Genomic DNA, 24,515 nt, shown 5'->3' on the forward strand with positions numbered 1-24,515 from the left:
TTCGTCCGTTGCTATTGCTGTAAGTATAGAGTCATCTGATAAGCATGTATTCTCCTGGTCAGGAAAAAGATAACACTCACCCGAAAATATGATGCATTCACCCAAGTTTTAGTGTAACCAATTTTAATCCGAAATGGTACTGTTTAAAAGGTTTTGATACCTGGCCTCGTGGTTTTTAGCTGCTGTTTAACTACCACAGGCATTGCCACCCGTACCTGCCACCTGGGTCTGTAGCATTGACTGCATGATCCTTCCAATCATCCTTCCTTTTAGTGCCCTTATTACAATTATATTTTTTGCCTTTGAAAACAATTTAACACGACTAAACTATGATCAAACTTTTATCTCCTATGAGGGCGGCACTTGGCTGGCGCCTCTATCTTATCTTATTGGCTTTCTTTTCCTTAACGTTTACGACCTGGGCGCAGGGTGTGAGCGAAGAATGGTTGCGCAGTTTTGAGATACCGCCGAGCGGCTCAGGCGTTATGGGAACCTCCGCCACTGACGCCGATGGCAACATCTACATGACCGGTTACAGTGAAGTAGGGGAGCGAGCCAACAAACGAATTATAGCCGTGAAGTATAGCCCTGCCGGGGAACTGCTGTGGGCTTTCAGGAACAAGGAAGACATTCGCCGACATCTTTATAATGAAGAAGTCCAGGATATTGCCTTTGATAATGCCGGCAATGTATACGTGACGGGCACGTTAATCTGGCGGGATGTCTTCACCTCGGAGGAAACCCGGATGGCGACCGTGATTAAGTTGAATGCGGCTGACGGGAGCCAGGTATGGTCTGTAAGGTATGGCCAGGATGAAGACCTGACCGATGTGGCCGGCGTAGCAGTAGACAAGTCGGGCGGGGTATACCTGGCGTCAACTGTGAACGCAGACTACAGATTGGTCAAGCTCGACGCAACGACCGGAGCTTTGCAGTGGCAGCAGCAGTATGGTGGAAGCGCCGACCTGACAGACGGTATAGCCGATGTGAAAGTGGACGACAGAGGCGGTGTATACGTAACTGGTAGCACTTTTGAGAAATACAAACCTTTCCCTGATTCAGATGTAATTGTTGATGCCAACGCCATTACGACCATTAAATACAATACGGAGGACGGCTCCCAGGCTTGGATAGCCGGACGCATAGTTGGTAGGGAGCCTCAATATGGAGGACGCCGCCTAGAGTTAGACGAGACCGGAGTCTATATTGTTGGAAATAGCGATGAGATGATCATCCTGAAGTATGACTTGAATACCGGCCATCAAAGTTGGGTGACCAATTTTCGGGGAAACACAAGGGGAAGCACAGGGCGTGATATAGCCCTGGACGGGGCCGGAGGCGTCTATGTGACAGGCGTCAGTGAATCCGGCACGGCCTATATTTCGACGCTGAAGCTAAACGCAGCGAATGGCGAGATCATCTGGTCTAACACGTCTAGTAGTAGCGGTGCTGATTTCAGCCAGGCAACTTCGATAGCAGTAGACACACAGGGCGGGGTTTTTATATCAGGTAGCAGCTATTTCCAGGGAGGTAAGAAAAGCTATGTTGTCATTCGGTACGATGGTGCTTCAGGTGAACAAGCATGGGAAAAGCGCCTTATAGGCATGCATCCTTACTTGAAATCAATAATACTGGCCAGTAAAGACGGGGGCTTATACCTGACAGGTAGTGTTTACAATGACGTTGGGGACCAAACCCAAAGTATGATAGTCACCAAAATGAATGCCGCGAACGGGGACGATGCCTGGAGTCAGAGATACGGTTGGAATGGACCAGTTCAGTACACAGGGACAGATGTGGTGGTAGACGAGGCTGGAAATACCTATACTACTGGGATAATCAGCGTTGAATTTGGTGAGAAGTATGTGTATGCCGTTAAATATGCTGCTTCGGGAGAAATGCTATGGAGCAAGCATTACCGGGACAATCGAACAGCTACCAGCAGAAATTTCATCGGCCTCGATAAAAAAGGAGGCGTGTATTTGGTCACCTCCAAGGGGCTGCTACTGAAGCTGCAGGCTACGGATGGTGAGCTGCTATGGCGGTCGCAGGTTCGTGTAAATTACGAGGTGCCAGTTCAAATAAATGCCATGATGCTCGATGATGCAGGAAACGTATATGTGGCTGGCGCTGAGGAAAAACCAAGGGTGAGCTTTGAGATAATCAGCTCTTTCCTTACCGCAAAATTTGAAGCGGCTTCCGGAAGCATAATCTGGGAGAAAAAGTATGGCGGTAGTTCCGGGAGTGATCACGTCAAAGATCTTGTCCTCGACGAAAATGGCAACCTGTATGCCACCGGCTTGGTATTCGGCAGTGACAGAACGGTTAAAATGGCTACCATCAGGTATAGCAGCGCTAATGGCGAAGAACGCTGGATTGCCCTACACGATAATGGATATCCGACAGCAATTGCTGCTGATGGAGCTGGGGGCATCTATGTAACGGGAAACAAATCGTTAGTTAACAATTTTACAACAATCAGATACAATGCGGAGGATGGAAAAGAGGTATGGGTGTCAGAGTATGGTACAGATGGAAGGCGCGATGTACCAGAAGCGATAGCTGTTGACAAAGCGGGAGGTGTGTACGTGGCTGGTATCAACCAAAGTGATGCGAACGGCATGCAGATATCCATCCTCAAGTACAATTCGGCCGATGGATCAGAGGTATGGTCGCACCGGCATGAACAATGGATTCAGGGTGAAAGCGGCACCAGACTTATGCTGGACAACGAGGGGAGCGTTTACGTGGCTGGCAATATGAGGAGGACCTTCGTAGTAGCCAGGCATAATAGTGAAGACGGTGAGGTACTTTGGACGAAAGAGTCGGATAATGTACTGGGCTTGGGGTCGGATTTTGTGTATGACTTTATCTTAGACGCCCAGCATAACCTATACCTGATTGGCCTTAACTATGGAAACATCACGACCCGGAAAGCCTTTACCATCAAATATAGCCAGGATGCGCCATGTGTGCCGGTGGTGCAACAGGCGATAACTGGTCCGGACAAGATCCGGGCTGGTTCAGAAAATGTCACCTATACCTTAGAGGGCACGAAAGCTACCCCCTATACCTGGACCATTGACGGGCAGGTGCCTGTTACATTCGACGGACAGGGCACGGAGAAAATTGTTGCAGCCTGGCCGGTCACGACTGGCTTTTATGAAGTGAAAGCCAGCTATGGCAACGACTGCAGCTCGCAATCGGCCACGCACAAAGTAGCAGTTTACAACCCGGACGACCGCATTGTAGCTGCCGCCGGCTGGATTCACTCCCCTCAAAACGCGCAGCTGGACTATATGCAGCAGGAGGGAAAAGGCTACTTTGGCGTGGCGGTGCAATACCGCAACAATACCGAGCAGGTACAGGGGCAGGTAGCTTTTCATCTGAAGGAAAACGACCTCAGTTTTAAGAGTACTTCCTTTGAAGCTGAGCGTTTGATCGTGTTCGGGCAGGAGGCCAATTTTAAAGGGAAAGGGACGATCAATGGCAAGAGTGGCTATGGTTTCCTGGTAGCTATCGTGAACCATGCCCTGAATGTGAACAACCCGAACGACCGGCTGCGTCTGATGATCTGGGAAGAGGAGAGTGGCCGGATTGTGTATGACAACCAGGCAGGTGATGCAGAAGAGGCTTCGGCCATCAACCGCATCGGTATGGGTGCCATGGTACTCTACGATCCGAAAAACCCGGATTTACTGGCGAAAGCGCAACTGGAGGCGCTCGGATTACAATTCCCTGGAGCAGAAATCGCGTCGAAACTGGTAGCCTACCCGAATGCTTTTTCAGAAAGAACCACCATCTCATTTGCGCTGGAAAACGACGGCGCCTATACCCTGGAGGTATACGACCTGAACGGCCGACTTGTGAGGAAAGTAGGAGAGGGCACCGCCAAAGCAGCGCAACTATATGCCTATGAGCTCGAGGGGCAAACCCTGGCAGCCGGTATGTACGTTGCCCGACTAGTGACCGGCTCAGGTACGCAAAGCATCAAGCTGTTGCTAAGAAGATAATTTAGGTTGTTTGTTTATTAAAAGGAGCTGGCTTACCGGCTCCTTTTTTTATGACTCTTCAGCTGTGGTCTTCTATGGAAATGATCTTGTCATCTTGAAAGCCGAAGATCGTTTTTCCCTGCAGCTCCAGGGTGTTGCCTGCTTTCAGCTCTTCGGATAGGTCTGTGGCCAGCACGGCCCGGTATGCAATCGTGACCTCCACTGCATTTTCATGCTCCTGATACGTAAGTACCACCTGTTCACGCTCCTCGAACAGCTTTGCAGCTTGCTCGGCCTGTCCCCGAAAGGCCTCTATACCTAGCAGCGACAGGTTAACTTCGCCATTTGATATGTTTCTGAACACTACTTCTTCATGCAGGTATAGCAGCATACCCTGCACATCGAAGCGGTTATAAGCCCTGATGTAATGCTCGATGATTTCTTTTCTGGTCATAGACTGCCTATTATTTAGCGCAGCAAGGTAATAGTACCGATGCGCTGCTTTGTCTCCCCGGAGTTACTCACAATGTTCACCTCGTAGGCGTAAGCACCTGCAGGCATTGGTTTGCCCTGGTAGGTGCCGTCCCAGCTGGTGTTGCGGTCCTCGGAAGTAAACACAACCTGCCCCATGTGGCTGTATACCTTGATGCTGAAGGATTTAATAAAACGGCCTTTCACCTCCAACACATCGTTCAGGCCGTCGCCGTTGGGCGTGAAGGCATTCGGAATGTGCACCTGCACGGGTTGCTCAATCATCACGATATTGGAGAAAGAATGAGTACTGCCGTTACCCGAAGTCGCCCTAATGCGGTAGCGGAGCTGCTGCAATTCATCGCTCGGGTTGCGTTCTTGGAAAGTATTGCCCGAAACGGGTATACTGCTAATAACACGATTATCGGCATTTAAAAGCTCCAGGGTATACTGGCTTACCCCATCCGGGAAACCCACGTATCCTGTCCAGCCCAGGGTGATGAGCGGGGAATTCTCCTGAGGTAAGGCGATGAGGTATACCGGGCAGGTAGTATTGCTGAGAGGTGCACTCCGCTCGCATAGATTGGTATAGCTGGCGCGGTAACAAACAGGGTTCAGAGGTTGCAGCAGGTCTGTTTGGGCTGTCTGTGTGCCAACGGATAGGTCTGCAAAGGGAGCCCCGTCGATGCTGCGCTGGTATCGGACCTGCTGCGCCGTCTGCCCGTTAGGTAGAGTCAGCTGGAGCTGTACCTGATTGTCAAGGTCGTAGGTGCTATACAGGTAACCAGCCGGTGGGGTGGTGGTGGAAGTGGCCCGGATGCAGCGGGCAGCGGAGAGCGTGCGGCTAAGTCCATTATTTAAAGCGCCCGTAACCCGGTAGCAGTAGTTTTGGCCGCAGGTCAGGTTAGGGTCAGTATAGGTGGTCGTGTTGCCATTAAGCTCGATTAGCTGGTTGCCGTCGCGGTATACCTGGTAGCGCTGCATAGCGGCTCCTATACCTGACCACCTGAGGTTTGCCAACTCATTGCCCGGCTGCACGCCAAGCACCAGACTGGTGACAGGCTCTGAAAAAATAGTCAACTGATTGCCACAGTCATCAGCGGGCCGAATCCGGAACTGGATGGGCTGCCGGGTATCCACATTGCCCATTCTGAAGTCTGTCCACGTGGTTTGCGTGAGCTGCGTGCTGGTGTAAATGGTTTCGAAGTTGCCGGTAGCCGTTGTGCGTCGCTCCAATACGTAGCGGTAGCCTGGTTGCAGTCTCTCTAACGTAAACACTATTTCGCCATCTATAGCTTCCCGAAGTACTTCCAACTGCGTTATGACCGGTGTAGGGGGAGTTGGCAATAGCGTGACCGTATTTGTGCTGCTGCTCTCGCAAGTGCTACCTGTATACCTGCCGCTTACCCGGATGGTGTAGGAAGAAGCAGTGCCCTGGTAGGTATAGCGCGGCTGTTCCCCGGCGGAAACGCCCTGTACCACGGTATTGTCGCCGTAGTCGATGTCGTAGCGGTCGTAGCCTGTTTCGGCAATGGTCAGTTGAACCGATCGGCTGGCGCAGGCCTGTACTGTGAATGCGGGAACAGGGGTGGCCACCACTTCAAACTCCATGGGCTCGATGGTGGTGCTTTGACCGCCGCCCCGGTTGATGATCTGGGTGATGATGTATTTGCCCGGATTCGTGTAGGTATACTGAAAACGTCCGTCGGCGCCACGGCTCACCAATTTGCTCTCGTCGTAGTTTTTAGGATCAAAGGCTTTTGGGCCGGGGTCATAGAAGGTGGTATAGCGTGTACTTTGATCGGGACTGCAGTCTTCAAAGAAAACAGGTATACCTACACAAATCACTTTCACTTCCTGCCCATTCTGGATAGCCCGAAAACAGCCCTTCTGCCCCAGAACAGGTATAGCAGCTAACAGAAGCGATATGAAAAGCAGTAGTTTCAAGCTATAGGTATAGGGTGTGCTACGAATATAGGCAAGCGCCAGGTATGAGAAAAGCTTGTGTTTAATTTTCAGGTATACGCCGAAGCACTGCCTGTACGACAGTTAAGTCAGGTATAAAGTAAAAATCCGCAGTAGCATGCCAGGCTATCGCGGATTTCTTTTGAAAAGGATGATCTTTTAACCTATAGAAACTGGCAAACGGCAGGTTCTGAGGAAAGTCACGCTGCGCTCCATGTCGGGATGCATTACACGGTCGGTGCTCACAAATGGAATCTGCTCCCGGAATTCGGCCAGCAATTGCTCGAGTGGTGCTGAAGTGCGCTGTGGACGTCTGAATTCCATCGCCTGTGCCGCGTTCATCAGTTCAATGGCCAGCACGCGCTCCACATTCTGCACCACTTTATAAAGCTTGGTGGCCGCGTTTGATCCCATGCTCACATGGTCCTCCTGCCCGTTGGACGAAGGAATGGTGTCGATGGAAGCCGGGGTGCAAAGCTGCTTGGTCTGGCTCACGATAGAGGCGGCCGTGTACTGTGTGATCATGAAGCCAGAGTTCAGGCCGGGCTCCGCCACCAGAAAATCAGGAAGTCCGCGGCTTCCAGAGATTAACTGATAAATACGTCGCTCGGATATGCTGCCTAGCTCCGCCAAAGCAATTGACAGGAAGTCGAGCGCCAAGGCTAGCGGCTGTCCATGGAAGTTGCCGCCTGAAATGATCTCGTCCTCGTCCGGGAAGATGTTCGGATTGTCAGTCACCGCATTGATCTCAGTCAGGATAACGCCTTCCGCATAACGAATGGCATCTTTCGAGGCACCATGTACCTGCGGGATGCAGCGGAAGGAGTAAGGGTCCTGCACGTGCTGCTTGAACTGGCTGATCAACTCACTGCCCTGCAGCAGCTGCCGGAAAGTAGCGGCAGTTTCTACCTGTCCCGGATGCGGACGAGCTTGATGAATCAGGTGGTTGAAAGGCTCGATGCGTCCGTCAAAGGCATCCAACGACAGGGCACTCACCACATCGGCGGTGCGCGACAGGCGGCGTCCCTGCAGCAGGCAGTGCACCCCGTAGGCGCTCATAAACTGCGTACCGTTGAGCAAAGCGAGACCTTCTTTGGCCTGAAGCGCAATTGGCTTCCAACTGAACATCTCCAGCACATGGCGGCTCTCCAGGCGATAGCCCTGGTAGTATACCTCGCCTAAGCCAATCAGCGGCAGGCAAAGGTGCGCCAGCGGAGCCAGGTCACCACTCGCCCCGAGCGAGCCCTGCTGGTACACGATCGGGTAAATATCGCGGTTATAAAAGTCGATCAGGCGTTTTACGGTCTGTAACTGCACACCGCTGTTGCCATAAGCCAGTGACTGTATCTTGAGCAAAAGCATCAGTTTCACCACCTCAGCCGGCACTTCATCGCCCATCCCGCAGGCATGCGACATCATCAGGTTGCGCTGCAGTTGCTCCAGGTTATCGTGTGAGATCTGCTTCTTATACAGCGACCCAAAACCAGTGTTGATGCCGTAGATGCTTTTGTCGGTGCTGGCGATCTTGCGGTGCAGGTAGTTGTAGCAGTGCAAAATGCGCTCCTCCGCCTCTTGCGATAGGGCCAGGCTATACCTGCGGCTGATGATTTCTTCGATGCGCTCCAGGCTCAGGTGCTGACTGGAGATATGGTGAACGTCGCTCATGTGGTTGTTTAGTTCGCTTCAGATTTCAATTGGGAGATGATGTCGTCGATGTAAAGTTCGTCCTGCTCGCCGGTCTGCATGTCGCGCAGCTTCAGCTTGCCAGAGGCCATTTCTTCTGACCCCACTAGCAGCACAAACGGTATCTTTTTCTGGTCGGCATAGCCCATCTGCTTTTTCAGTTTGGCCGTTTCCGGGTATAACTCAGAGGCTATACCTGCATTGCGCAGTTTCTGGAGCAGGGGTAAGGCGTATCGCTCCGATTCCTTGTCGAATTGCACGATCAGCACCTTGGTACCCACCTCGCTGCTGGCCGGGAAAAGCTGTAACTCCTCCAATACATCGTAAATGCGGTCTACCCCGAACGAGAAGCCCACACCCGATACGCCCGGCATACCGAACATACCCGTCAGGTTATCGTAACGGCCACCGCCGCTGATGCTGCCCATGTTGGCATTGTTCACCTTCACCTCGAAGATGCAGCCGGTATAGTAGGAGAGGCCACGGGCCAGTGTTACGTCCAGTTGCAGACGTGGCTGGCCGGATGGATTTTGTGTGGTGAGGGCATCACTTCCCAAATCGTTCAGATACTCCCATACCTCCTGCAGGTCCTTCAGGCCGCGTTGGCCCTCTTCGGTGTTGCCGAGCAGGGTTTGCAGTTGGGCCAGTATTTCCTGGTTTGTGCCTTTCAGATCATAGAGCGGCTCGAGTTTATCCACGGCGCCTTCAGCTATACCTCGCTCCAGCAGTTCTTTGCGCACACCATCCGCCCCAATCTTGTCAAGCTTGTCGATGGCTACACAAATGTCACCTTCGCGGCCTTTTTCACCGATCGCCTCGGCTATACCTGCCAACACGCCGCGGTGGTTGATCTTAATAGTGAAATCGGTCATTCCTAAGGTGCTCAGCACCTCGTCAATCATCTGCACGATCTCGGCCTCGCACAGCAGGGAGTTGGTGCCCACTACGTCGGCGTCGCACTGGTAAAACTCGCGGTAGCGGCCACGCTGCGGACGGTCTGCACGCCAAACCGGCTGTATCTGGTAACGCTTGAAGGGGAAGCTGATCTCGTTGCGGTTCATCACCACGAAGCGGGCAAAAGGCACCGTCAGATCATAGCGAAGGGCTTTCTCGGAGATCTTGCGGGTCAGGTGCTTAGAGCCCTGCTCAATGTCAGCGGCCGTGGTTTTACTCAGGAAGTCGCCGGAGTTCAGAATTTTGAAGATCAGCTGGTCGCCCTCGTCGCCATACTTGCCCGTCAGCACCGAGAGCTGCTCCATGGCGGGCGTTTCGAGTGGCAGGTAGCCGAATTTTTCGAAGGTGCGCTTGATAACGCCGAATATATAGTTGCGCTTGACCACCACGGCGGGGCCAAAGTCACGGGTTCCTTTCGGTATAGATGGTTTTTCCTTGCTCATGTTTTCAACTTTGCTGGCGAAGTTACTAAAACAGGAGCAAATGCACGGACTGATTTTTAAAATGCATTGTCCTCGCCGCGCAGCATATTGTACACGGTATAGAACACGATTTTAAGGTCGAGGAAGAATGACCAGTTCTCGAGGTAGAAGATGTCGAGTTTTACACGGCCACGTATCTGGTAATCGGAACTGGTGTCGCCACGATATCCACGCACCTGCGAAAGGCCTGTTATACCTGGCTTGATAAAATGGCGCACCATGTATTTTTCGGCCACCATGGCATATTCCTCGTTCACGAACAAAGGGTGCGGACGGGGACCCACAATGGACATATGTCCCATAAAGACGTTGAAAAATTGCGGGAGTTCGTCCAGGCTTGTCTTTCGGATAAATGCCCCCATGCGCGTAATCCGCGAGTCACCCCGCTTTGCTAATTGTGACTCGCTGTTCACATACATAGAGCGAAACTTCCAGCAACGGAAAGTTTTATAGTTTATACCGGAGCGTTCCTGTCCGTAAAAGACGGGTCCTCTGGAGTCAATTTTAATCAGAATCGCAATGATTGGGATAAACCACGAAAGGAAAAAGACAATCACTATAGATGAGAACGCAATGTCGAAGGCTCTTTTTATGGCTTTGTTCACAATATCATCCAACGGAATGGAGCGCGAAACCAGCACTGGGAGCATGTCATAAAAGTCGATCTTGAGCTTGTTCTGGGGTAATGCGCTGGGCTCCGGCAAAAATTTCATCCGGATCAGGTGGTCATCTGCATAATTCATGATGCGGATCACCTGATTTCGGTTAAGTTCGAACGAGGAGCAGTAGATGTCGTCTATGTAGTTATGCTCCAGGTAGTTCTCCAGTTCATCTATGGTGCCTAGTTTGTCTGGGTCATTCACGGTGTTATCATCGAAGTATCCGATGAAGTGGTAACCATACTCCGGGTGGGTATTGAAGTACTTTCGGAGTTCCTTGCCTGCCTTACCCATCCCCACAATGATCACATAGCGCTTATTGTAACCCTTCTTCCGGAAATAGCGCAGCGAAGCCAACACGATGATGCGGTATAAAACAACGCAAACTGCCAGGATAGCATAATGGTACAGCAGGAAATCCCTGGTGACAGCTTCCAGTTCAATGACATTCGAAAGGGCTTCTATCAGTAGCAGGTATAACAACATAACCTTCAGAACACTGACGGCCACATTCTTGAAATGTACTATCCGGTAAAATTGGTACGTGCCGAGCAGATAGGTGCAGATATACCAGGCCAGTAAGGCATATAAAATAAATTGCGGAAGAAAGTAGCGAAACGAAACAGCTGTCAGGCCATGCGTAAGCTGAAAAGCCACTACGGAAGACAGCACGATAGAAACTGCATCGCCAAATGCATGCAGCGGTTTAATGTATTTATTGTAAAGACCTGGCATATCTACTAATTTGTTAACCCAAAAACCTCAAGTGTTTTCAGCATTTGAGGTTTTACCATAAAGAAATTGAGAGGCAAAAATTGAGTTAAAGAGCGCATATAACAATATACCTTTGTTCGAGGCAAGGATATTTTCAGTGATACCGCTAATCAATATCAAAATTAAGAAAAAGGTATATAAGTAATACTTGTATTTTATGCTTATATAAAGTGGATACAGCAAAGTGAGCAGGTATAGCGCCAGACCGAATATGCCAAAGGTGATCAGGAAATCAAGGTACTGGTTGTGCGTATTCAGATGAATGAGTTGATCCAACCCGTGTTCGATGTAACTGGCCTCCATCGCTTTTTCTGTATCGCTTGTCCCTACTCCCCACAGCCAATTGTCCTTTGCAACGCTGAAGCCTGCTACTAATGGGCCGACTCTATTGGAAGAGTAGTTATACTGGTCGTTTTCAACATTGTCGAAAGACAGGAATATGCGTTGCTTGTATCGGTTAAGGCTTGGATGGCCACTGTTAATAAGCAGCCCGGCAGCCCCAACTACTACCAGCAAGGCGATAACGATGTAGGTAAGCTTAAAGTGTTCATACAGAAAGTAACATACCAGCAAACCGGTAGACAGCACGAGCACAATAAAAGACATAAAGCTTCCTGAGGTGAAAACCAGGACATATAGGAAGCTCACCAATACACTAGTCAGAAGTTTCTGAAAGCGGGACTTCTCTTTTTGCTTTAAGAACAAAAAGATAAGCATGTAGATGGCTAATACCATGTATAAACCAAAATACACATGGCTCATAAACAGGTGCGGTATCTCAATATAAAAATTATTGAGCTCGAATTCAGATAGATTTTTTAAGATAAACCTTTTGTAAAGGGCATTGCCAATTCCTATAACAGCAGCCAGCAAAACTCCTGCAACAAACGCTTTTAACACATTGCCGAACTGTTTTTCGCTTAATCTGGGAGAGGAAAGGATGATAAGCGGAAATAGAAACAACGTTAGAATTTTCTCAATCTTAAAAAGCCCCCAAGCGAGATTGTCTGAGTAAAGTAAACCTATGCAGCTAACAAAGAATAATGAGAAGAACAGTATGCTTATCTTATGTTCTTTAAGAAGTGATATTTTTACAACGAAATTACTTCTTATAATCCAAATTAAGGTAAGAAGTATAATCAGGATGTTCGTTATAAGTATAGGGAATGGCAGGGAAAAGCTTAGAAGAAGCAGCGTGTAATAATAAGCATTCGCCTTTAAGTTCTGGAGCATGCAAATGTGTCTTAAATAGAGGTATAAAGTTTTAACAAGTTGGATGCATAATCCTCTATCCTGAATTGCTCATTGTAAAAATCAAAGCCATTCTTACCCAGCTCTTCTCTTAATTCTGGAGTGTTATGATATTTCAGAATTTTCTCTGCTAAGGCGTTATAGTCTCCCGGCTCGAATACTAAACCTGTGTGTTTATCCTGTACCAACTCTTTGGGGCCCTCCACATTGCTAACGACAACAGGCAATTTGGCTCTGAACGCTTCTAACAGTACGATACCCATTCCTTCAAATATTGATGGCAATACAAATACGTCGCAGCATGCAAAATACTTTTCAGGATTAGGAGTCGGTTTTCGAAATTCAACCAAGTGTTGGAGCCCAAGACTTTCACACAGTGTTTTCAACTCATTCTCCAGCTGTCCTTCACCAACTAAGTAAATCTTCAGGTTCTGAATCTTATTTTGAAGCAGGTTTGCAGCCAATAACAGCGTACTGACAGATTTTTGAGGGGCTAACCTGCCGACGAACAGTACATTAAAATGAGCTGGGTCGATTCCCATTTCCTTGAATAAATCGGGAGATGCTTGCTTTGGGTCGGTTTTTAGGGCAGGTATACCATTGTAGAGCAAGTGAGTCCGTTTGCTGGGAACCCGAAGCGTGTTCACTACGTGCGTTTGAACCACACGGGAGATATTAATGACATGTGTTCGCTTTACCCAAACGTTCAATAAAAACCGGTAGGCCAAAAAAATAAACTGGTCAACTTTATTCCACTTGAACCAGATGTTATGCATGGTGCAGAACAATTTGTAAGGCATGTTATAACTTACCCCCAGCCCCAGTAGGTCTGCATGGCCCAGGTGCGTATGTACCACGTCAGGTTTGATGTCAGCCAGGTATTTTTTTAGATTGTAGGCAGCATTCCATTTCAGTGGGATATACTTAAGTGTTATGGATGGGTCAAGCTCTGGTACAAGTGCCGTGAGTTCCTTTAAATAGACAATGTATACTTCGTGTTCTTTGGCATGAAGATTCGAGAAATTTACCAGCAGCCGCTCAGCTCCCCCAAAACCTAAACCTGTAATGATATGGCAAATTTTCAAACCGGTGAATATGCTTAGTTAGTTTTTTAGAATCTAAAAGATAGCTTTTGCTTAACAACTGAGGTTATTCGGGCTCGCTGCTGAAAGAGATCAAAAATCAAGCTATCGAGTGTGCTAAAAGCGAAATGCGTTGACAAGACCTTCTTGTATTCGTTGTAATGTTTTTGCCGATTGCTTTTATTTTGAGTTTTACTCTCCTGGTGCACTCGGAACTTCCCTAAAAACTGCGGGATTCTACCATAAGTAAAACCTTGCTTTAAGGCCTTGGCGTAGAAGTCCACATCCATGCAAAAGTATAAACTCTCGTCGAGTAAGCCAACCGCTTCACTAACGCGCCTTCTCCAGAACACCGTTGGCTGAACTGGGCAGAATCTGCCATGAATAAAAAGCCAGCTGTTCCATTCAATTGGCTGTACATCACAAAGCCAATCACCTTGTTCATCAATCATCTGGTAATAGCCATATACAATATCAACCTCTGGGTTTGCCGTGAAATAGTCGGTCACTATCTGGAACGCGTCTGGGGTATACAAGTCATCACCGTTCTGCCAGGCGAAAATGTCTCCGTCAATTAACCCAAAGCCCTTGTTAATGGCATTGGATTGTCCGCTATCTTTTTCCGAAATCACCTTTTTGATGTCGTAATTTTTGACAATCTCTAAGGTGTTATCCGTAGATAAGCCATCGATGACAACATGCTCAAAATTTCTGTAAGTCTGCTGATGTATGGAATCGAGGGTGTCTTTAATGTAAGCGGCCGAATTATAAGTAGGCGTTATGATGGATATCTTCATGCGGTATGAACTGTGATCTTTCGAAATGTAATTTTCCAATCAAAATAAGTAAAATCCAAAACGGAGCGTGGTAGAAGTCTCCCACAATTGCGAAATGGATAAAGGTTGCAACAAAGGCGATGCCCACATAAAACCTGACACGGAGTGGTAGCAGGAAGACTTTAATAGCTTTAGAAAACATGAATGTTCCGAAAGCAAGAATTGAAAGTATACCCAGATCCGCTAATATAGAAAAATATACGCTGTGGTAACCCGATCCGTAGAGCTGTACACCATGACCAGGGCCATTTCCTAGCAGCGGGCTCAGGCGCCAGTCTCGAAAAGCTTTGTACCAGGTTTCGGTGCGAATACTCGCAGATGCGTCCCGGGTATTGAGCGATAGTTTTTGACTTATTTCGTTTGTGATGCTAGCAATAACATGTTGATTATTAATGGCTATTATGATAATGGCAACAAGCCCCACAGTAATCAGTACAATCCTGTTCAAGCTTATCCTGATCTTTTTGGATTCAAGTAAATTATAGAGGTATAGCACACTAACGGCGAAGATCAGGTTAAAAAGCCCGGCAGTGGAGAACAGGCAGAAGAGGCCCACCCCATACATGGCAAGCAAAATGCTGTAGGCTTTAGAATTTTGGCGCTGTTCAAAATACAATAGGCCAAGCGGAGCTGTGATATTGAGCAGCAACGCCATACTCCCTGGTTCTTCAGCTACCCCACCGACAGAAAAGAAATAGGCTCTCTGGAAGTAAAGCATATTCGCCGTGTTGTTTTCAACGTTCACAAAGTAATCCCTTATACCTATACTGAAGAGGTTAACAAGTGTCCAGTCCAGAATAATGATTCCGCAACAAACAATACTTGTAATGGCAAAGTGCTTCAAAATGAAAGCTGAGTCGATTTGATTGTTGTTTACAATCATTCTGAATATAAAATAGTAGAATCCAATCGCGAAGGTATAAGCAATCGCATGATTTAAACTACGCCCTTCCCCAAAGCCAAAAAGCCAGGACATCCAGACAAGAAGCAGAAAAATGAGCAGGAAGAAATCCTCTCTATCAATTTTTAAAACAGCTACGGCTATTTTCTGCCTGATGGCAACAGCCAGAATTGATATCGCCACCAAAATAAGCAGCACGATAACTGGTAGTCGAAGCCACGAGGATACAGCGAAGTAAGAAGTAAAGGGGGTTAAAACTATGAATATCCCAATTAATTTTCTGAGCATAGTACTTCAGCCATTGTGTAGCAGTGTGTATGGAATAGAACTGAAAAGTCAGGAGCCTTTGTGCTACATCAATTGCTCGTAAACAGTTTTGTATGCGTTACCTACATTTACCTCTAAACAGTCCTGCACAACTTCAAAAGGTGGTATGTAACTTTCACGTTGTGCTTTTAATTCCTGGAGACCGGCTTTTAGGCTGGTGACAGATCCCGGATCTACCTTTAAGGCATTTGCGTAATATTTTTGATAGGCATAGGCTCTGTCTGCAATCAGTAGAGGTTTTTGCATGGCGGCAGCCTCTAACAGCGAAATAGGTTGCTGTTCCTCAAAGCTTGGCAATGCAAATGCGCTACATGCCCTATATGCATCGATTAATTCATCAGAGCCGGGCTCCAGACCACGGATCCACTTAACATTAGAGCTCTTTTCAATTAATTGCTCAAGCTGCTGACTGTATTTTGTTTCGCCATCCAGTACCTTACCGATTATAACCAGCGGTGTACCTGTCTCGATACAGGCTTTGGCAAGGTTCAGTTGGTTCTTTCGTTGGCAGACATTACCGGTTGTCAATATAAAATCTGCCACGTTATACCTGGCAGTGAATTGGTTAGGACGGTCCGTTTTACCAGAGGCCGCGAAGAACTCGTTTTTGACTACATTGGGGGCAATCGATATTCTGGAGGGGGGAACCGAGAAGTAACGCTGGCAGACCTCAGCCTGCACATCGTTTACCACTATGACGTGATCAGCCAGGCGCGCCATTTCCCTCATCAATTTCACTTTGTAAATGGCAGCTGAAGCCAGGAATTTCGCTTTTTCAAACAGTGTCTCGTAGTAAGGAAAAAGGGCAGAAATAACCACTTTTTTGCCAGATCTGTTTGCCCAGTACACATTTTCATAATTCGCTATACCCAGTCCCCAGCAGTTCAGGATGTCATAGCTACTGTCTCTGTCCCAAACGTCCAGCTTTGAGGCGTTTATACCTGACTTTTGTACAGCCTGAAGCGTACTAAGTGTTTGTACCTCAAAACCCCCGAATGCAAAGCAGTGCGGTTGGTAAGGCAGAAATTTTACCTTCATATTTTAATTTGCTAATACTGCTCTGACATTGCGTGCAGAGAAATATTCTTCATAGATCGTTGCGTAGTCCCTGAGGATCTCCTCGTTGCGGCTATTTTGCGCAATTTCTAAAATAATATTCGATAAGTTATGAAGATTGTCCTCGTTTACGATAAAAGACGTATTCCGCTTGTGGAAAAAGTCAATAACAGAGCTGTACTTGGGACCCACGAATAGTATCGGGCGCCTGAGTTGAATAAGCTCGGCAACCTTTTGAGGAAACGAGGTGCTGACCAGATCCGCGTATACCTTGTCAAAAGAGTAAGGAACAATGAAACAATCTGCTTCTCTAAACGATGGGATGTTCGAGCTTCGTTCAGCTGATGTTCTGTACTCAACCACATTAGCTGGGAAATCCAGCCTGGCGAAGTCCTCGAAAGCCGAATAGGTCTGTATAATCAACCTGGAATTCAGTTCATTTCTCGATTTCAGCTCGCTCAGCTGTATTGCAAATTGCTTCAAGGTGTCGTTGTACAACATGCTGAGCCCTCCTGAGAAGACAAAAGTAAACGCCCTATTTCCAGGCATCATCCTGTTATTCTGCAACTGTACTTTATCAAAGCATGGAAGTAAAACCTGTGAATCGATTCCAAACTCCTGAAAGTATTTTTCTCGCAGTCCGTTGCTGATCACAATAAGCCGTTTGGTTGACCTGAGTACCCTTTTGAAAAAGAGATTCGAGATCAATTGTTCGAGCTTATTTCCATTCAGTTTATTTATTTTATGAAAATCATCAACGATATAGAGCCAAAGCTCATTTTTTAGGAATAAGCTCAAAAAATAGGCATATAGAACTGGCCTTGCCGAAGCGCCAACACAGACCATAATAGGTTCGGTAGGGTTTTTATGGGCAACTGTTCTGAGCCTAGGTAGAGCGGACAGGAACGAAATGATAAATTGGAATGCCTTGAAACTGCCAAGAACAGGTATCTTTCTAAGCTTCTCAGCGCCCGATATTAGCTCTACTTCCCACGAAGCATCATCAACGATGTCGGATTTGGTGATAGCACCTGAGTTGTGAAACGTGAAAACGCAATTTTTGCTGCTCCCCAGCGATTTGAGGATATTGAACATCAATACAGATAAACCATATCCTTTCTTTTTGAGAGGAGGATCTTCAGTGAGAATAAACATATTGTAGTTAGAAGGATTGGGTTTGATACAAACCAAACGGAGATATTGTAAGTTCGGAGGCTGCCCTTTCTTTGATTACCCGCGCAGGCACACCACCGGCAATCGTAAACGGCGGAATGGTACCGGTTACCACGGCGCCAGCGGCAATGATGGCGCCTCTACCGATTTTGGCACCACCCAGTATCGTAACGTTTGCCCCGATCCAGTTCCCGCCTTCAATTATTACCTCCTGATCTTCCTCCAAAGGGGCGAAGTTGTCGGTGCGGTGCCCACCAGATACAATAGTTACTCCCAAAGCGGTTTGAACGTAAGGACCAATAACTACTTTATTAAAGGCCCATATTTTGTTATGGTGTCCAAATGAACAATTCTCAGCGATCAGAATATTCCTGGGGTATAGGCATTTAAATCCCTTGTCAATAAAAACAGGAGAGCTGAGACGTATGCCAATCGTTTTAAGAAGCTTGCCCTTCAAACTGGAGAGTGGCAATGGGTAGCTAATCGTTAACAGGTTAGCAAGAGCCAGGACTAGCGGCTCAAGTAATCGCAGTGAAATCTCTCCTGCCAGCCTTCGAATTACTTTTACTATCATTACTATACTATAAACCCTGCACGCTACTTATTCTTCCTGATCCAGATTGAGCGGGGTTCTTTGTCAGGATTTTTAGCTAAAACAGGGCAGGCCTTGGCCAATGCGTCAAAATGATCATGCTTCAAGTAATTCACTGCGCTTATTATTTCAAAGCTATCATTCGCTGAAAGCAATGCTTCCAGCATATACTGCTCGTTAAGGAAAACGACATAGTTGTCGAAATTCTCATTTAAGTAGTCCCTTGGCGTAAAAATATCATGGATATGTATAATCACCCCTTTCTTAATAGTAGGCAACAACTCCAGGTATTCGTACAATACATCTCCCTGCGGACGTATAATATGCGAGGAGTCTATAAATAAGATATCGTTTTCCTCTAGTTCCTGAAAGAAGGAAAGGTCAATGTCCTGCACCATTTTCCTGATCACCTCTACACCTGACTCCTCTAGCCAGGGCACCTCATAGGGTTCTATGCATTTTATCGTGCAGTCGTAACTGTTATCAATTTGTTTGTTACGGTTAACTGCCTGAAGCATCATCAGGGTTGAATTTCCGCTTCCGATCTCAATAATTCTTTTCGGTTTAAAGAACCTGATCATGTTATACAGCACTTCGGCATCCCCAGCGAAGAACGAAGGATTATTATAGTAATAGTGCAGCTTGCCACTCTCTCTCTCAGCTGGAATTGCTGCTAACTCATCCTGGTAGCTAAACTCCGAGAGAAGACGAAGCTGCGTGTCTTCGTTTAAGTTGATACCTGGTAAGTTTCGCTTGTCCCTTGTTTTGAGATTCAAATGCTTAGGATTGAACAATGGTTCGTAGTAATGATCCCGGATGGGGAAAACACCGATCTTCCAAAAGGCACTTCTGCTGGCAGGCATTTTCTGTACACCATATTTTCTGATAAATAAAAACCAGAGGGCAGCGGCATAAGTAACCGGGTACAGGAGCACATCCAGAGCGGGAATGAACTTATGGGCAAGTTTCTTTAGCATAGCACAAGGGGTAGTATGAAAGGTTATATAGACAGAAAAATCATTGACTATTGAGTTCCATTCGTCTGACTAGCTGTCTGAATTGCAGGGGAATCAGAATGGCTGCAGGCAATATACAAACTATATTCGCCAATATTATGCCTTCGAGCCCCCACTCTAAGTTGCGGGCAAATATAAAAGATAATGGCACTAATAGTACTGCTGCAACAGAATATACCAATAACTGTATGTTAATTTTCCCCATTCCATTCAAAAGGTACCCAAAAACGTTATTCCACATCAGTAACACAGTATGCACCCCTATCAGAACAGTAACAGTATATGGTATGCTCACTTGATCCTTAATCCAAATGTCATATACAAAAGGTGAGGCGACTACCATCAATACAGCCAGGAAAAACAGGCCTAACCAAATGAACAGTAAGTTACTTGCCGCTTTTTTGAGCCAGAGGAAATTTTGTAATTGATAGGCTTCCGAAGCTGCAGACCAATAGGGGTTAAAGATAATAACCGACACCATCGTTAACGTATTCAGGTACTTGGCTGCAATATTATAGGTAGTTACCTGCTCAGGTCCTAAAATGGCTGTAATAATAAAGTTATTGCTGAAGAAGATTACCAGTACGGCAGCCTGCAGGAAAAAGAAGGTACCTCCTAGTTTGAGTAATTCTTTGGCATATTTAAATTGTATAAAGCCAATCCTTGGGGAAAACCTCCGATACCTGGTAAAGAAAAAATAGAAATTGGCTAAGACCGGTACCAGTGCAATGACAAGACTTAAGCCACCCCCGGCAAGTATAAGAGAGCTGCTTGTAAACCGGCTTAACAAATAAATGACAACTAAAGATACGATGTTAGTCAACAGTTCAAAAAAGCTAACCATGCCCACTTTCTGATCTGCTGCAAGCAAAGCGTAAATTAACCCTGCTGTCAGGCGCACAGTAAATGCAATCAGCACAAACAGCACAAGCTCGGACAGAACGGGTGTGCTGTAGTCTGTGAATCGAGAGAGCAACTCATTGGAAAAGAAAAAGTAAAGTATGAAATAGGCAAGGATTAGGATAATACCAATTATACCTATCGTGAAATAGGCAGTGCTGGTAAATACCCTGGCCAAGTACTCATCTTTTTTGACCAAAGCCTCCGCAAACTTGATACGTAAGCCGTTGCTGAGCCCGAAATCAAAGAATGTAACCCAGTGGAGCAGTGCACTTATGGTCAGCCAGATACCATAGTCTGTCGCCGAGAGATAGCCCAGCGTAAGCGGGACTATTAGCAGACTAACTGCTATTCCTAGGCCTTTAAAGGTAAACGATAGTGCAATATTCTTATATGCCTTAAGTGTTATTTCATCCTGTCGGTCAAGAAATTTGGATTTGGCTGCTTTGAAATAGCGAAGAGGCAATGGAACGGTGCTTTTGTATTATGGATAATTGCGAAAAGCAAAATTAGCGAAAACTGCTTAATTGTTAATACGAATGATGTTAGCTGTGAAATTAAAGTTCGAACTGGTAAACATTTGAGTGGAGTTACTATCTTTGAAAGATAATTAAGGCACGTGCCGATAGAATTGATGAAGGTTGTCCATGTTGTTGAATGCTTCTCAGGGGGCACTATAAACTTTATAAATTTAGCCACCAAATTGATTCCGGACTGCCAGCACATAGTGGTGCATGGTGAAAGACCCGATGAAATATGTCCTCAGAAAGTGAAGGCTACATTTGAGCAGGAGGTAAGCTTTATCAAATGGACATCGGTTCAAAGAGAAATTTCGGTTTGGAAGGATTTTAAAGCATTAATTTCCCTGTATAACATTCTGAAAGGTATAAAAGCCGATGTGATTCACCTTCACTCATCAAAGGCTGGCTTCCTTGGGCGGGTTGTCTGCAAGGCACTAGGTATTAAACCGGTGATCTATACGCCCCATGGGGCAGCATTTTTAAGGAAAGATATACCTGCTGGTAAAGTCAGGCTATTCAAGTTGCTCGAAAAAATTGGAGCTAACATTTCCGGTACCGTTATCTGTTGTTCCGAGTCTGAATGCAGAGCATTTACAGATGCTTCCATTCAAGCCTCTTTTATCAATAATGGTATAGCTGTAGGTAACCGGCATATCGAATTTAGGAAATCACCTGATTCGAGTCTGACAATCGTAAATTGCGGCAGGGTTACGGTTCAGAAAAACCCGCTTTTGTTCAATGAAATCGCCAGGGCTTTTGAAGGGAATGCCGGTCTCAGATTTATTTGGGTTGGAGAAGGCGAACTGCAGCATGAACTTGAAAGCAGTAATATCGAGGTAACGGGTTGGCTTCCGAAACAGGAAGTCTTAGCTTTGCTTCGGCAAGCCGATCTCTATTTATCTACTTCCTTATGGGAGGGACTCCCGTTTGCTGCGCTTGAGGCCATGAGTTTAGGCAAGCCTATGTTACTCAAGGATTGTGTAGGGAACGTTGATTTGGTACAGGATAACTATAACGGGTTTCTTTTCAGCGAAGCGGATGAAGCGGTGCAGAAAATCAAACTATTGCAGGCGAACAGAGAGATGCTCAACGAAATGGGAGCAAAGTCTATTCAATTATGCATCGACAGATTTAATATTCAGGACACATTTCAGCGCTATAAGGAACAGTATTCAAAAGTATCGCAGTTAAATGTTCAATAGACTGCATTTTCATCAGATAAATTTTTAGAACCAGAATTGTTAAATGTATAACGAGCGAGAGCAACAAAATCGGCTAACCCCGCCAAAACAGAATGATCAGATTGATCTGAGAGATGTTTTTAAAGCCATTGGAGAAGGGTTTCAAAAAATCAGCCGGTTCATATCATACCTCATTACATGCATTAAAAAGAGGATAGTGCCCGTGGTTGCTGTGCTGCTGCTAAGTATTGCGTTGGGCTATGCGGCTCATTACATTTCGAAGCCCTATTACAATTCTTCCATGACGCTTGTTCTAGCAAACATCAGGAACGAATTTATAGAAGATCAACTTAATAAGCTTTCGGAAATGATTGAGGATAACAACTTTGAAGCAGTAGCTGAAAGGCTTGATATCACCCCCGGGGCTGCCAGAGAGATCAGAGCAATGAAGTTCATTAACCTGGACCAAGATAGAATTGCCGAGGACAGCGTACTGACAGGCTCGCCGTTCAGAATCGAAATCTCCATTTACAATCCGCAGCTATTCGACATACTCGAGCCAGGTATCACCAATTATCTGGAGAATAACAGGTATTTTGCCCGACAGAAACAGATTAAGCAGCGACAGGTAGCCAGTATGATTTCGAAGTTGAAGGGAGAGATAACCTCTATTGATAGCTTAAAAACGACTGTAAGTGAACCAAGAGGACCTGTCAATGGATTTGTTTATGGACAGCCAATTGATCCGACCAACCTGTATCGCGAAAGCATTTCGATGTACAAAGAGCAGGTGGATTTAGAAGCCGATTTAGAAAAACTTGCTAACGTAGAAATTGTTACCGGCTTCATACCCCGACTTAAACCAACCGGCCCGAGGTTAAGGTATTTTCTGGCTGTAAGCGGATTGCTTGGATTGTTGCTCGGGACGATAGTGGCCGTAAATCTAGAAAAGAAAAAAATGAAGCGATCAGGTATAGCCTCATAATTATTAAATTGAGGAGCTACCCAATAAAAAAGCGGGCTGCCGATACCGGCAGCCCGCTTTTTTTAATGAGTATGGTATACTTACTCCTCCTGCCGCAACACCCAACTCAGATTATACAAATCCTTTCTGCGATCCTTCAGGTTCCTTACACTTCCAGCCGTATTCAGGTCCTTGAGCAGGTCCAGGTCCAGGTCGGCGATCAGGGTCATCTCGGTGTTCGGAGTCGCTTCGGCTACCACGGCGTCATGTGGGAAGGCGAAGTCGGAAGGGGAGAAGACGGCGGACTGGGAGTATTGGATGTCCATATTCTCCACTTTTGGCAAGTTGCCTACGCTACCCGTAATGGCCACGTAGCACTCGTTCTCGATGGCGCGGGCCTGGGCGCAAAGGCGCACCCGCAGGTAGGCGTTCTTCGTGTCTGTCCAGAATGGTACAAACAAAATTTTCATATCCATGTCAGAGAGCATACGGGCCAGTTCCGGGAACTCCACGTCGTAGCAGATCAGGATGCCGATCTTGCCGATGTCTGTGTCGAATATCTTCAGCTTATGGCCTCCGCGCATACCCCAGTAATGCGACTCATCCGGCGTTACGTGCAGCTTGTATTGCTTGTCGTAGGTGCCGTCGCGGCGACACAGGTAACTTACGTTGTAGAGCTTGTTGTCATAGTACTCCGGCATGCTGCCCGCAATGATATTGATATTGTAAGAGAGGGCCATGTGGATCATGCGCTCCCGGATCTCGTCCGTGTACTCCGCCATACTTCGGATGGCCTCCGAAGGCGACTCTTCGTTTGTAAGGGCCATGAGCGGTGCGTTAAAGAACTCGGGGAACACCACCATGTCAGACTTATAGGAACTCACGGTGTCCACGAAGAACTCCACCTGTTGCATGAAGTCGTCTATGTCTTTTACGGCACGCATCTGCCATTGTACAATGCCGATCCGGACCACCGTTTTCTTGCCACCCAGCAGCTTTTCCTTTTCCTCGTAGTACACGTTGATCCATTCCAGCAGTGTAGCATACGCCCTCGACTCGGTATCATCCGGCAGGTAGCCTTTCAGGATTTTGCGTACGTGGAAGTCGTTGCTGAGCTGGAAAGAAAGCACCGGATCTGATAATTCCTTGTTGCGCACCATCTCAATGTACTTGGCGGGGGTGAGCTTCTCTGCGTAATCCTTATAGCCAGGTATACGGCCGCCGGCAATGATGCCACGCAGGTTCAGGTTCTCGCAAATCTCTTTCCGGGCATCATACAGACGACGGCCTAAGCGCAGGTTGCGGTACTCCGGGTGCACAAACACGTCAATGCCGTACAAGGTGTCTCCCTCCGGGTCGTGTGATTTAAAGGTGCCTTTGTCAATGATCTGGTCGTAGGTATGCTTATCGCCATACACGCTGTAGTCTACAATCAGACTGAGGGCTACGGCCACTACTTTGCCTTTATCTTCGATACAGATTTGTCCTTCGGGGAATTTCTTGAGGAGGTTAGAAAACTCCTTGCGAGTCCAGGCACCGTCTATATTGGAATAGACCATGTCCATGATTTCCTTTACTTCTTTGTAATCTTTAAGTTCCAGCTGGCGCAATAACAGCCGGTGCTCAGAGTTTGCTTCTATTTTTTCACTCATATGTCAGGTTTGGGATTGCTTGCTACGGGTATACGTGAAGCAAGTATCGTTTTGATATGATATTTTAACCTAAAACGGGAATT

The 24,515-nt window shown here is 46.9% G+C and carries 18 protein-coding genes; 3 read left to right on the forward strand and 15 right to left on the reverse strand.

What is annotated here, in order from left to right:
• Positions 1 to 329: 329 nt before the first annotated feature.
• Positions 330 to 4,013, forward strand: coding sequence for an outer membrane protein assembly factor BamB family protein (locus tag BD749_RS17745; protein WP_101446987.1), 3,684 nt, complete (start codon positions 330 to 332; stop codon positions 4,011 to 4,013).
• 58 nt (positions 4,014 to 4,071) lie between these two features.
• Here BD749_RS17745 and BD749_RS17750 read toward each other — a convergent pair whose 3' ends face one another.
• The 14 genes from BD749_RS17750 to BD749_RS17815 form a co-directional block, all read right to left on the reverse strand.
• Complete coding sequence (locus BD749_RS17750) at positions 4,072 to 4,446, reverse strand: nuclear transport factor 2 family protein (RefSeq protein ID WP_101446989.1); 375 nt, start codon at positions 4,444 to 4,446, stop codon at positions 4,072 to 4,074.
• A gap of 14 nt (positions 4,447 to 4,460) precedes the next feature.
• Positions 4,461 to 6,410: a T9SS type B sorting domain-containing protein gene (locus BD749_RS17755; protein WP_101446991.1), complete on the reverse strand. Its 1,950-nt coding sequence runs from the start codon at positions 6,408 to 6,410 to the stop codon at positions 4,461 to 4,463.
• Between the two features lie 177 nt (positions 6,411 to 6,587).
• A complete protein-coding gene (hutH, locus tag BD749_RS17760) occupies positions 6,588 to 8,093 on the reverse strand; it encodes a histidine ammonia-lyase (protein WP_101446993.1) in 1,506 nt (501 codons plus the stop codon).
• Between the two features lie 8 nt (positions 8,094 to 8,101).
• Positions 8,102 to 9,508 carry a histidine--tRNA ligase gene (hisS, locus tag BD749_RS17765; protein WP_101446995.1) on the reverse strand — a complete coding sequence of 469 codons (1,407 nt, stop codon included), beginning with the start codon at positions 9,506 to 9,508 and terminating at the stop codon, positions 8,102 to 8,104.
• A 56-nt stretch (positions 9,509 to 9,564) separates the two neighbouring features.
• Complete coding sequence (locus BD749_RS17770; RefSeq protein ID WP_101446997.1) at positions 9,565 to 10,941, reverse strand: undecaprenyl-phosphate glucose phosphotransferase; 1,377 nt, start codon at positions 10,939 to 10,941, stop codon at positions 9,565 to 9,567.
• Positions 10,942 to 10,968: 27 nt separating this feature from the next.
• Complete coding sequence (locus BD749_RS17775) at positions 10,969 to 11,880, reverse strand: O-antigen ligase family protein (protein ID WP_180336455.1); 912 nt, start codon at positions 11,878 to 11,880, stop codon at positions 10,969 to 10,971.
• A 344-nt stretch (positions 11,881 to 12,224) separates the two neighbouring features.
• Positions 12,225 to 13,316 carry a glycosyltransferase family 4 protein gene (locus BD749_RS17780; protein WP_101447001.1) on the reverse strand — a complete coding sequence of 364 codons (1,092 nt, stop codon included), beginning with the start codon at positions 13,314 to 13,316 and terminating at the stop codon, positions 12,225 to 12,227.
• A 26-nt stretch (positions 13,317 to 13,342) separates the two neighbouring features.
• Positions 13,343 to 14,110 carry a glycosyltransferase family 2 protein gene (locus BD749_RS17785; protein WP_101447003.1) on the reverse strand — a complete coding sequence of 256 codons (768 nt, stop codon included), beginning with the start codon at positions 14,108 to 14,110 and terminating at the stop codon, positions 13,343 to 13,345.
• The gene (locus BD749_RS17790) at positions 14,079 to 15,338 is read right to left on the reverse strand and encodes an O-antigen ligase family protein (RefSeq protein WP_101447005.1); all 1,260 of its coding nucleotides are present in this window, start codon (positions 15,336 to 15,338) and stop codon (positions 14,079 to 14,081) included. Before BD749_RS17790 ends, BD749_RS17785 begins: the two co-directional genes overlap by 32 nt.
• 63 nt (positions 15,339 to 15,401) lie before the next feature.
• The gene (locus BD749_RS17795; protein ID WP_245869415.1) at positions 15,402 to 16,226 is read right to left on the reverse strand and encodes a glycosyltransferase; all 825 of its coding nucleotides are present in this window, start codon (positions 16,224 to 16,226) and stop codon (positions 15,402 to 15,404) included.
• 192 nt (positions 16,227 to 16,418) lie between these two features.
• Positions 16,419 to 17,588, reverse strand: coding sequence for a glycosyltransferase family protein (locus BD749_RS17800; RefSeq protein WP_101447009.1), 1,170 nt, complete (start codon positions 17,586 to 17,588; stop codon positions 16,419 to 16,421).
• Between the two features lie 7 nt (positions 17,589 to 17,595).
• Entirely contained in the window at positions 17,596 to 17,883 is a 288-nt protein-coding gene (locus BD749_RS19650) for an acyltransferase (RefSeq protein WP_245869419.1), read from the reverse strand.
• 320 nt (positions 17,884 to 18,203) lie between these two features.
• The gene (locus BD749_RS17810; protein WP_101447013.1) at positions 18,204 to 19,175 is read right to left on the reverse strand and encodes a class I SAM-dependent methyltransferase; all 972 of its coding nucleotides are present in this window, start codon (positions 19,173 to 19,175) and stop codon (positions 18,204 to 18,206) included.
• Positions 19,176 to 19,215: 40 nt separating this feature from the next.
• Positions 19,216 to 20,580: an MATE family efflux transporter gene (locus BD749_RS17815; protein WP_101447015.1), complete on the reverse strand. Its 1,365-nt coding sequence runs from the start codon at positions 20,578 to 20,580 to the stop codon at positions 19,216 to 19,218.
• 153 nt (positions 20,581 to 20,733) lie between these two features.
• On the opposite strand from BD749_RS17815, the gene BD749_RS17820 reads away from it, so the two are divergent.
• Together BD749_RS17820 and BD749_RS17825 are read left to right on the forward strand one after the other, a co-directional pair.
• The gene (locus tag BD749_RS17820) at positions 20,734 to 21,837 is read left to right on the forward strand and encodes a glycosyltransferase (RefSeq protein WP_143741279.1); all 1,104 of its coding nucleotides are present in this window, start codon (positions 20,734 to 20,736) and stop codon (positions 21,835 to 21,837) included.
• A 43-nt stretch (positions 21,838 to 21,880) separates the two neighbouring features.
• Entirely contained in the window at positions 21,881 to 22,801 is a 921-nt protein-coding gene (locus tag BD749_RS17825; RefSeq protein WP_101447019.1) for a chain length determinant protein, read from the forward strand.
• Positions 22,802 to 22,881: 80 nt separating this feature from the next.
• Here the strand turns inward: BD749_RS17825 and BD749_RS17830 are convergent, their stop codons facing one another.
• Complete coding sequence (locus BD749_RS17830) at positions 22,882 to 24,432, reverse strand: carbon-nitrogen hydrolase family protein (RefSeq protein WP_101447021.1); 1,551 nt, start codon at positions 24,430 to 24,432, stop codon at positions 22,882 to 22,884.
• Positions 24,433 to 24,515 lie beyond the last annotated feature (83 nt).

Origin of the sequence: Pontibacter ramchanderi (assembly GCF_002846395.1) — a bacterium.
Classification (GTDB): Bacteria; Bacteroidota; Bacteroidia; order Cytophagales; family Hymenobacteraceae; genus Pontibacter; species Pontibacter ramchanderi.

Coding starts and splice junctions, on each gene's coding strand:
- BD749_RS17825 (WP_101447019.1), top strand. CDS start 21,881: ATGTATAACGAGCGAGAGCAACAAAATCGGCTAACCCCGCCAAAACAG.
- BD749_RS17770 (WP_101446997.1), bottom strand. CDS start 10,941: ATGCCAGGTCTTTACAATAAATACATTAAACCGCTGCATGCATTTGGC.
- BD749_RS17790 (WP_101447005.1), bottom strand. CDS start 15,338: ATGCTCAGAAAATTAATTGGGATATTCATAGTTTTAACCCCCTTTACT.
- BD749_RS17745 (WP_101446987.1), top strand. CDS start 330: ATGATCAAACTTTTATCTCCTATGAGGGCGGCACTTGGCTGGCGCCTC.
- BD749_RS17785 (WP_101447003.1), bottom strand. CDS start 14,110: ATGAAGATATCCATCATAACGCCTACTTATAATTCGGCCGCTTACATT.
- BD749_RS17830 (WP_101447021.1), bottom strand. CDS start 24,432: ATGAGTGAAAAAATAGAAGCAAACTCTGAGCACCGGCTGTTATTGCGC.
- BD749_RS17810 (WP_101447013.1), bottom strand. CDS start 19,175: ATGCTAAAGAAACTTGCCCATAAGTTCATTCCCGCTCTGGATGTGCTC.
- hutH (WP_101446993.1), bottom strand. CDS start 8,093: ATGAGCGACGTTCACCATATCTCCAGTCAGCACCTGAGCCTGGAGCGC.
- BD749_RS17750 (WP_101446989.1), bottom strand. CDS start 4,446: ATGACCAGAAAAGAAATCATCGAGCATTACATCAGGGCTTATAACCGC.
- BD749_RS17800 (WP_101447009.1), bottom strand. CDS start 17,588: ATGTTTATTCTCACTGAAGATCCTCCTCTCAAAAAGAAAGGATATGGT.
- hisS (WP_101446995.1), bottom strand. CDS start 9,508: ATGAGCAAGGAAAAACCATCTATACCGAAAGGAACCCGTGACTTTGGC.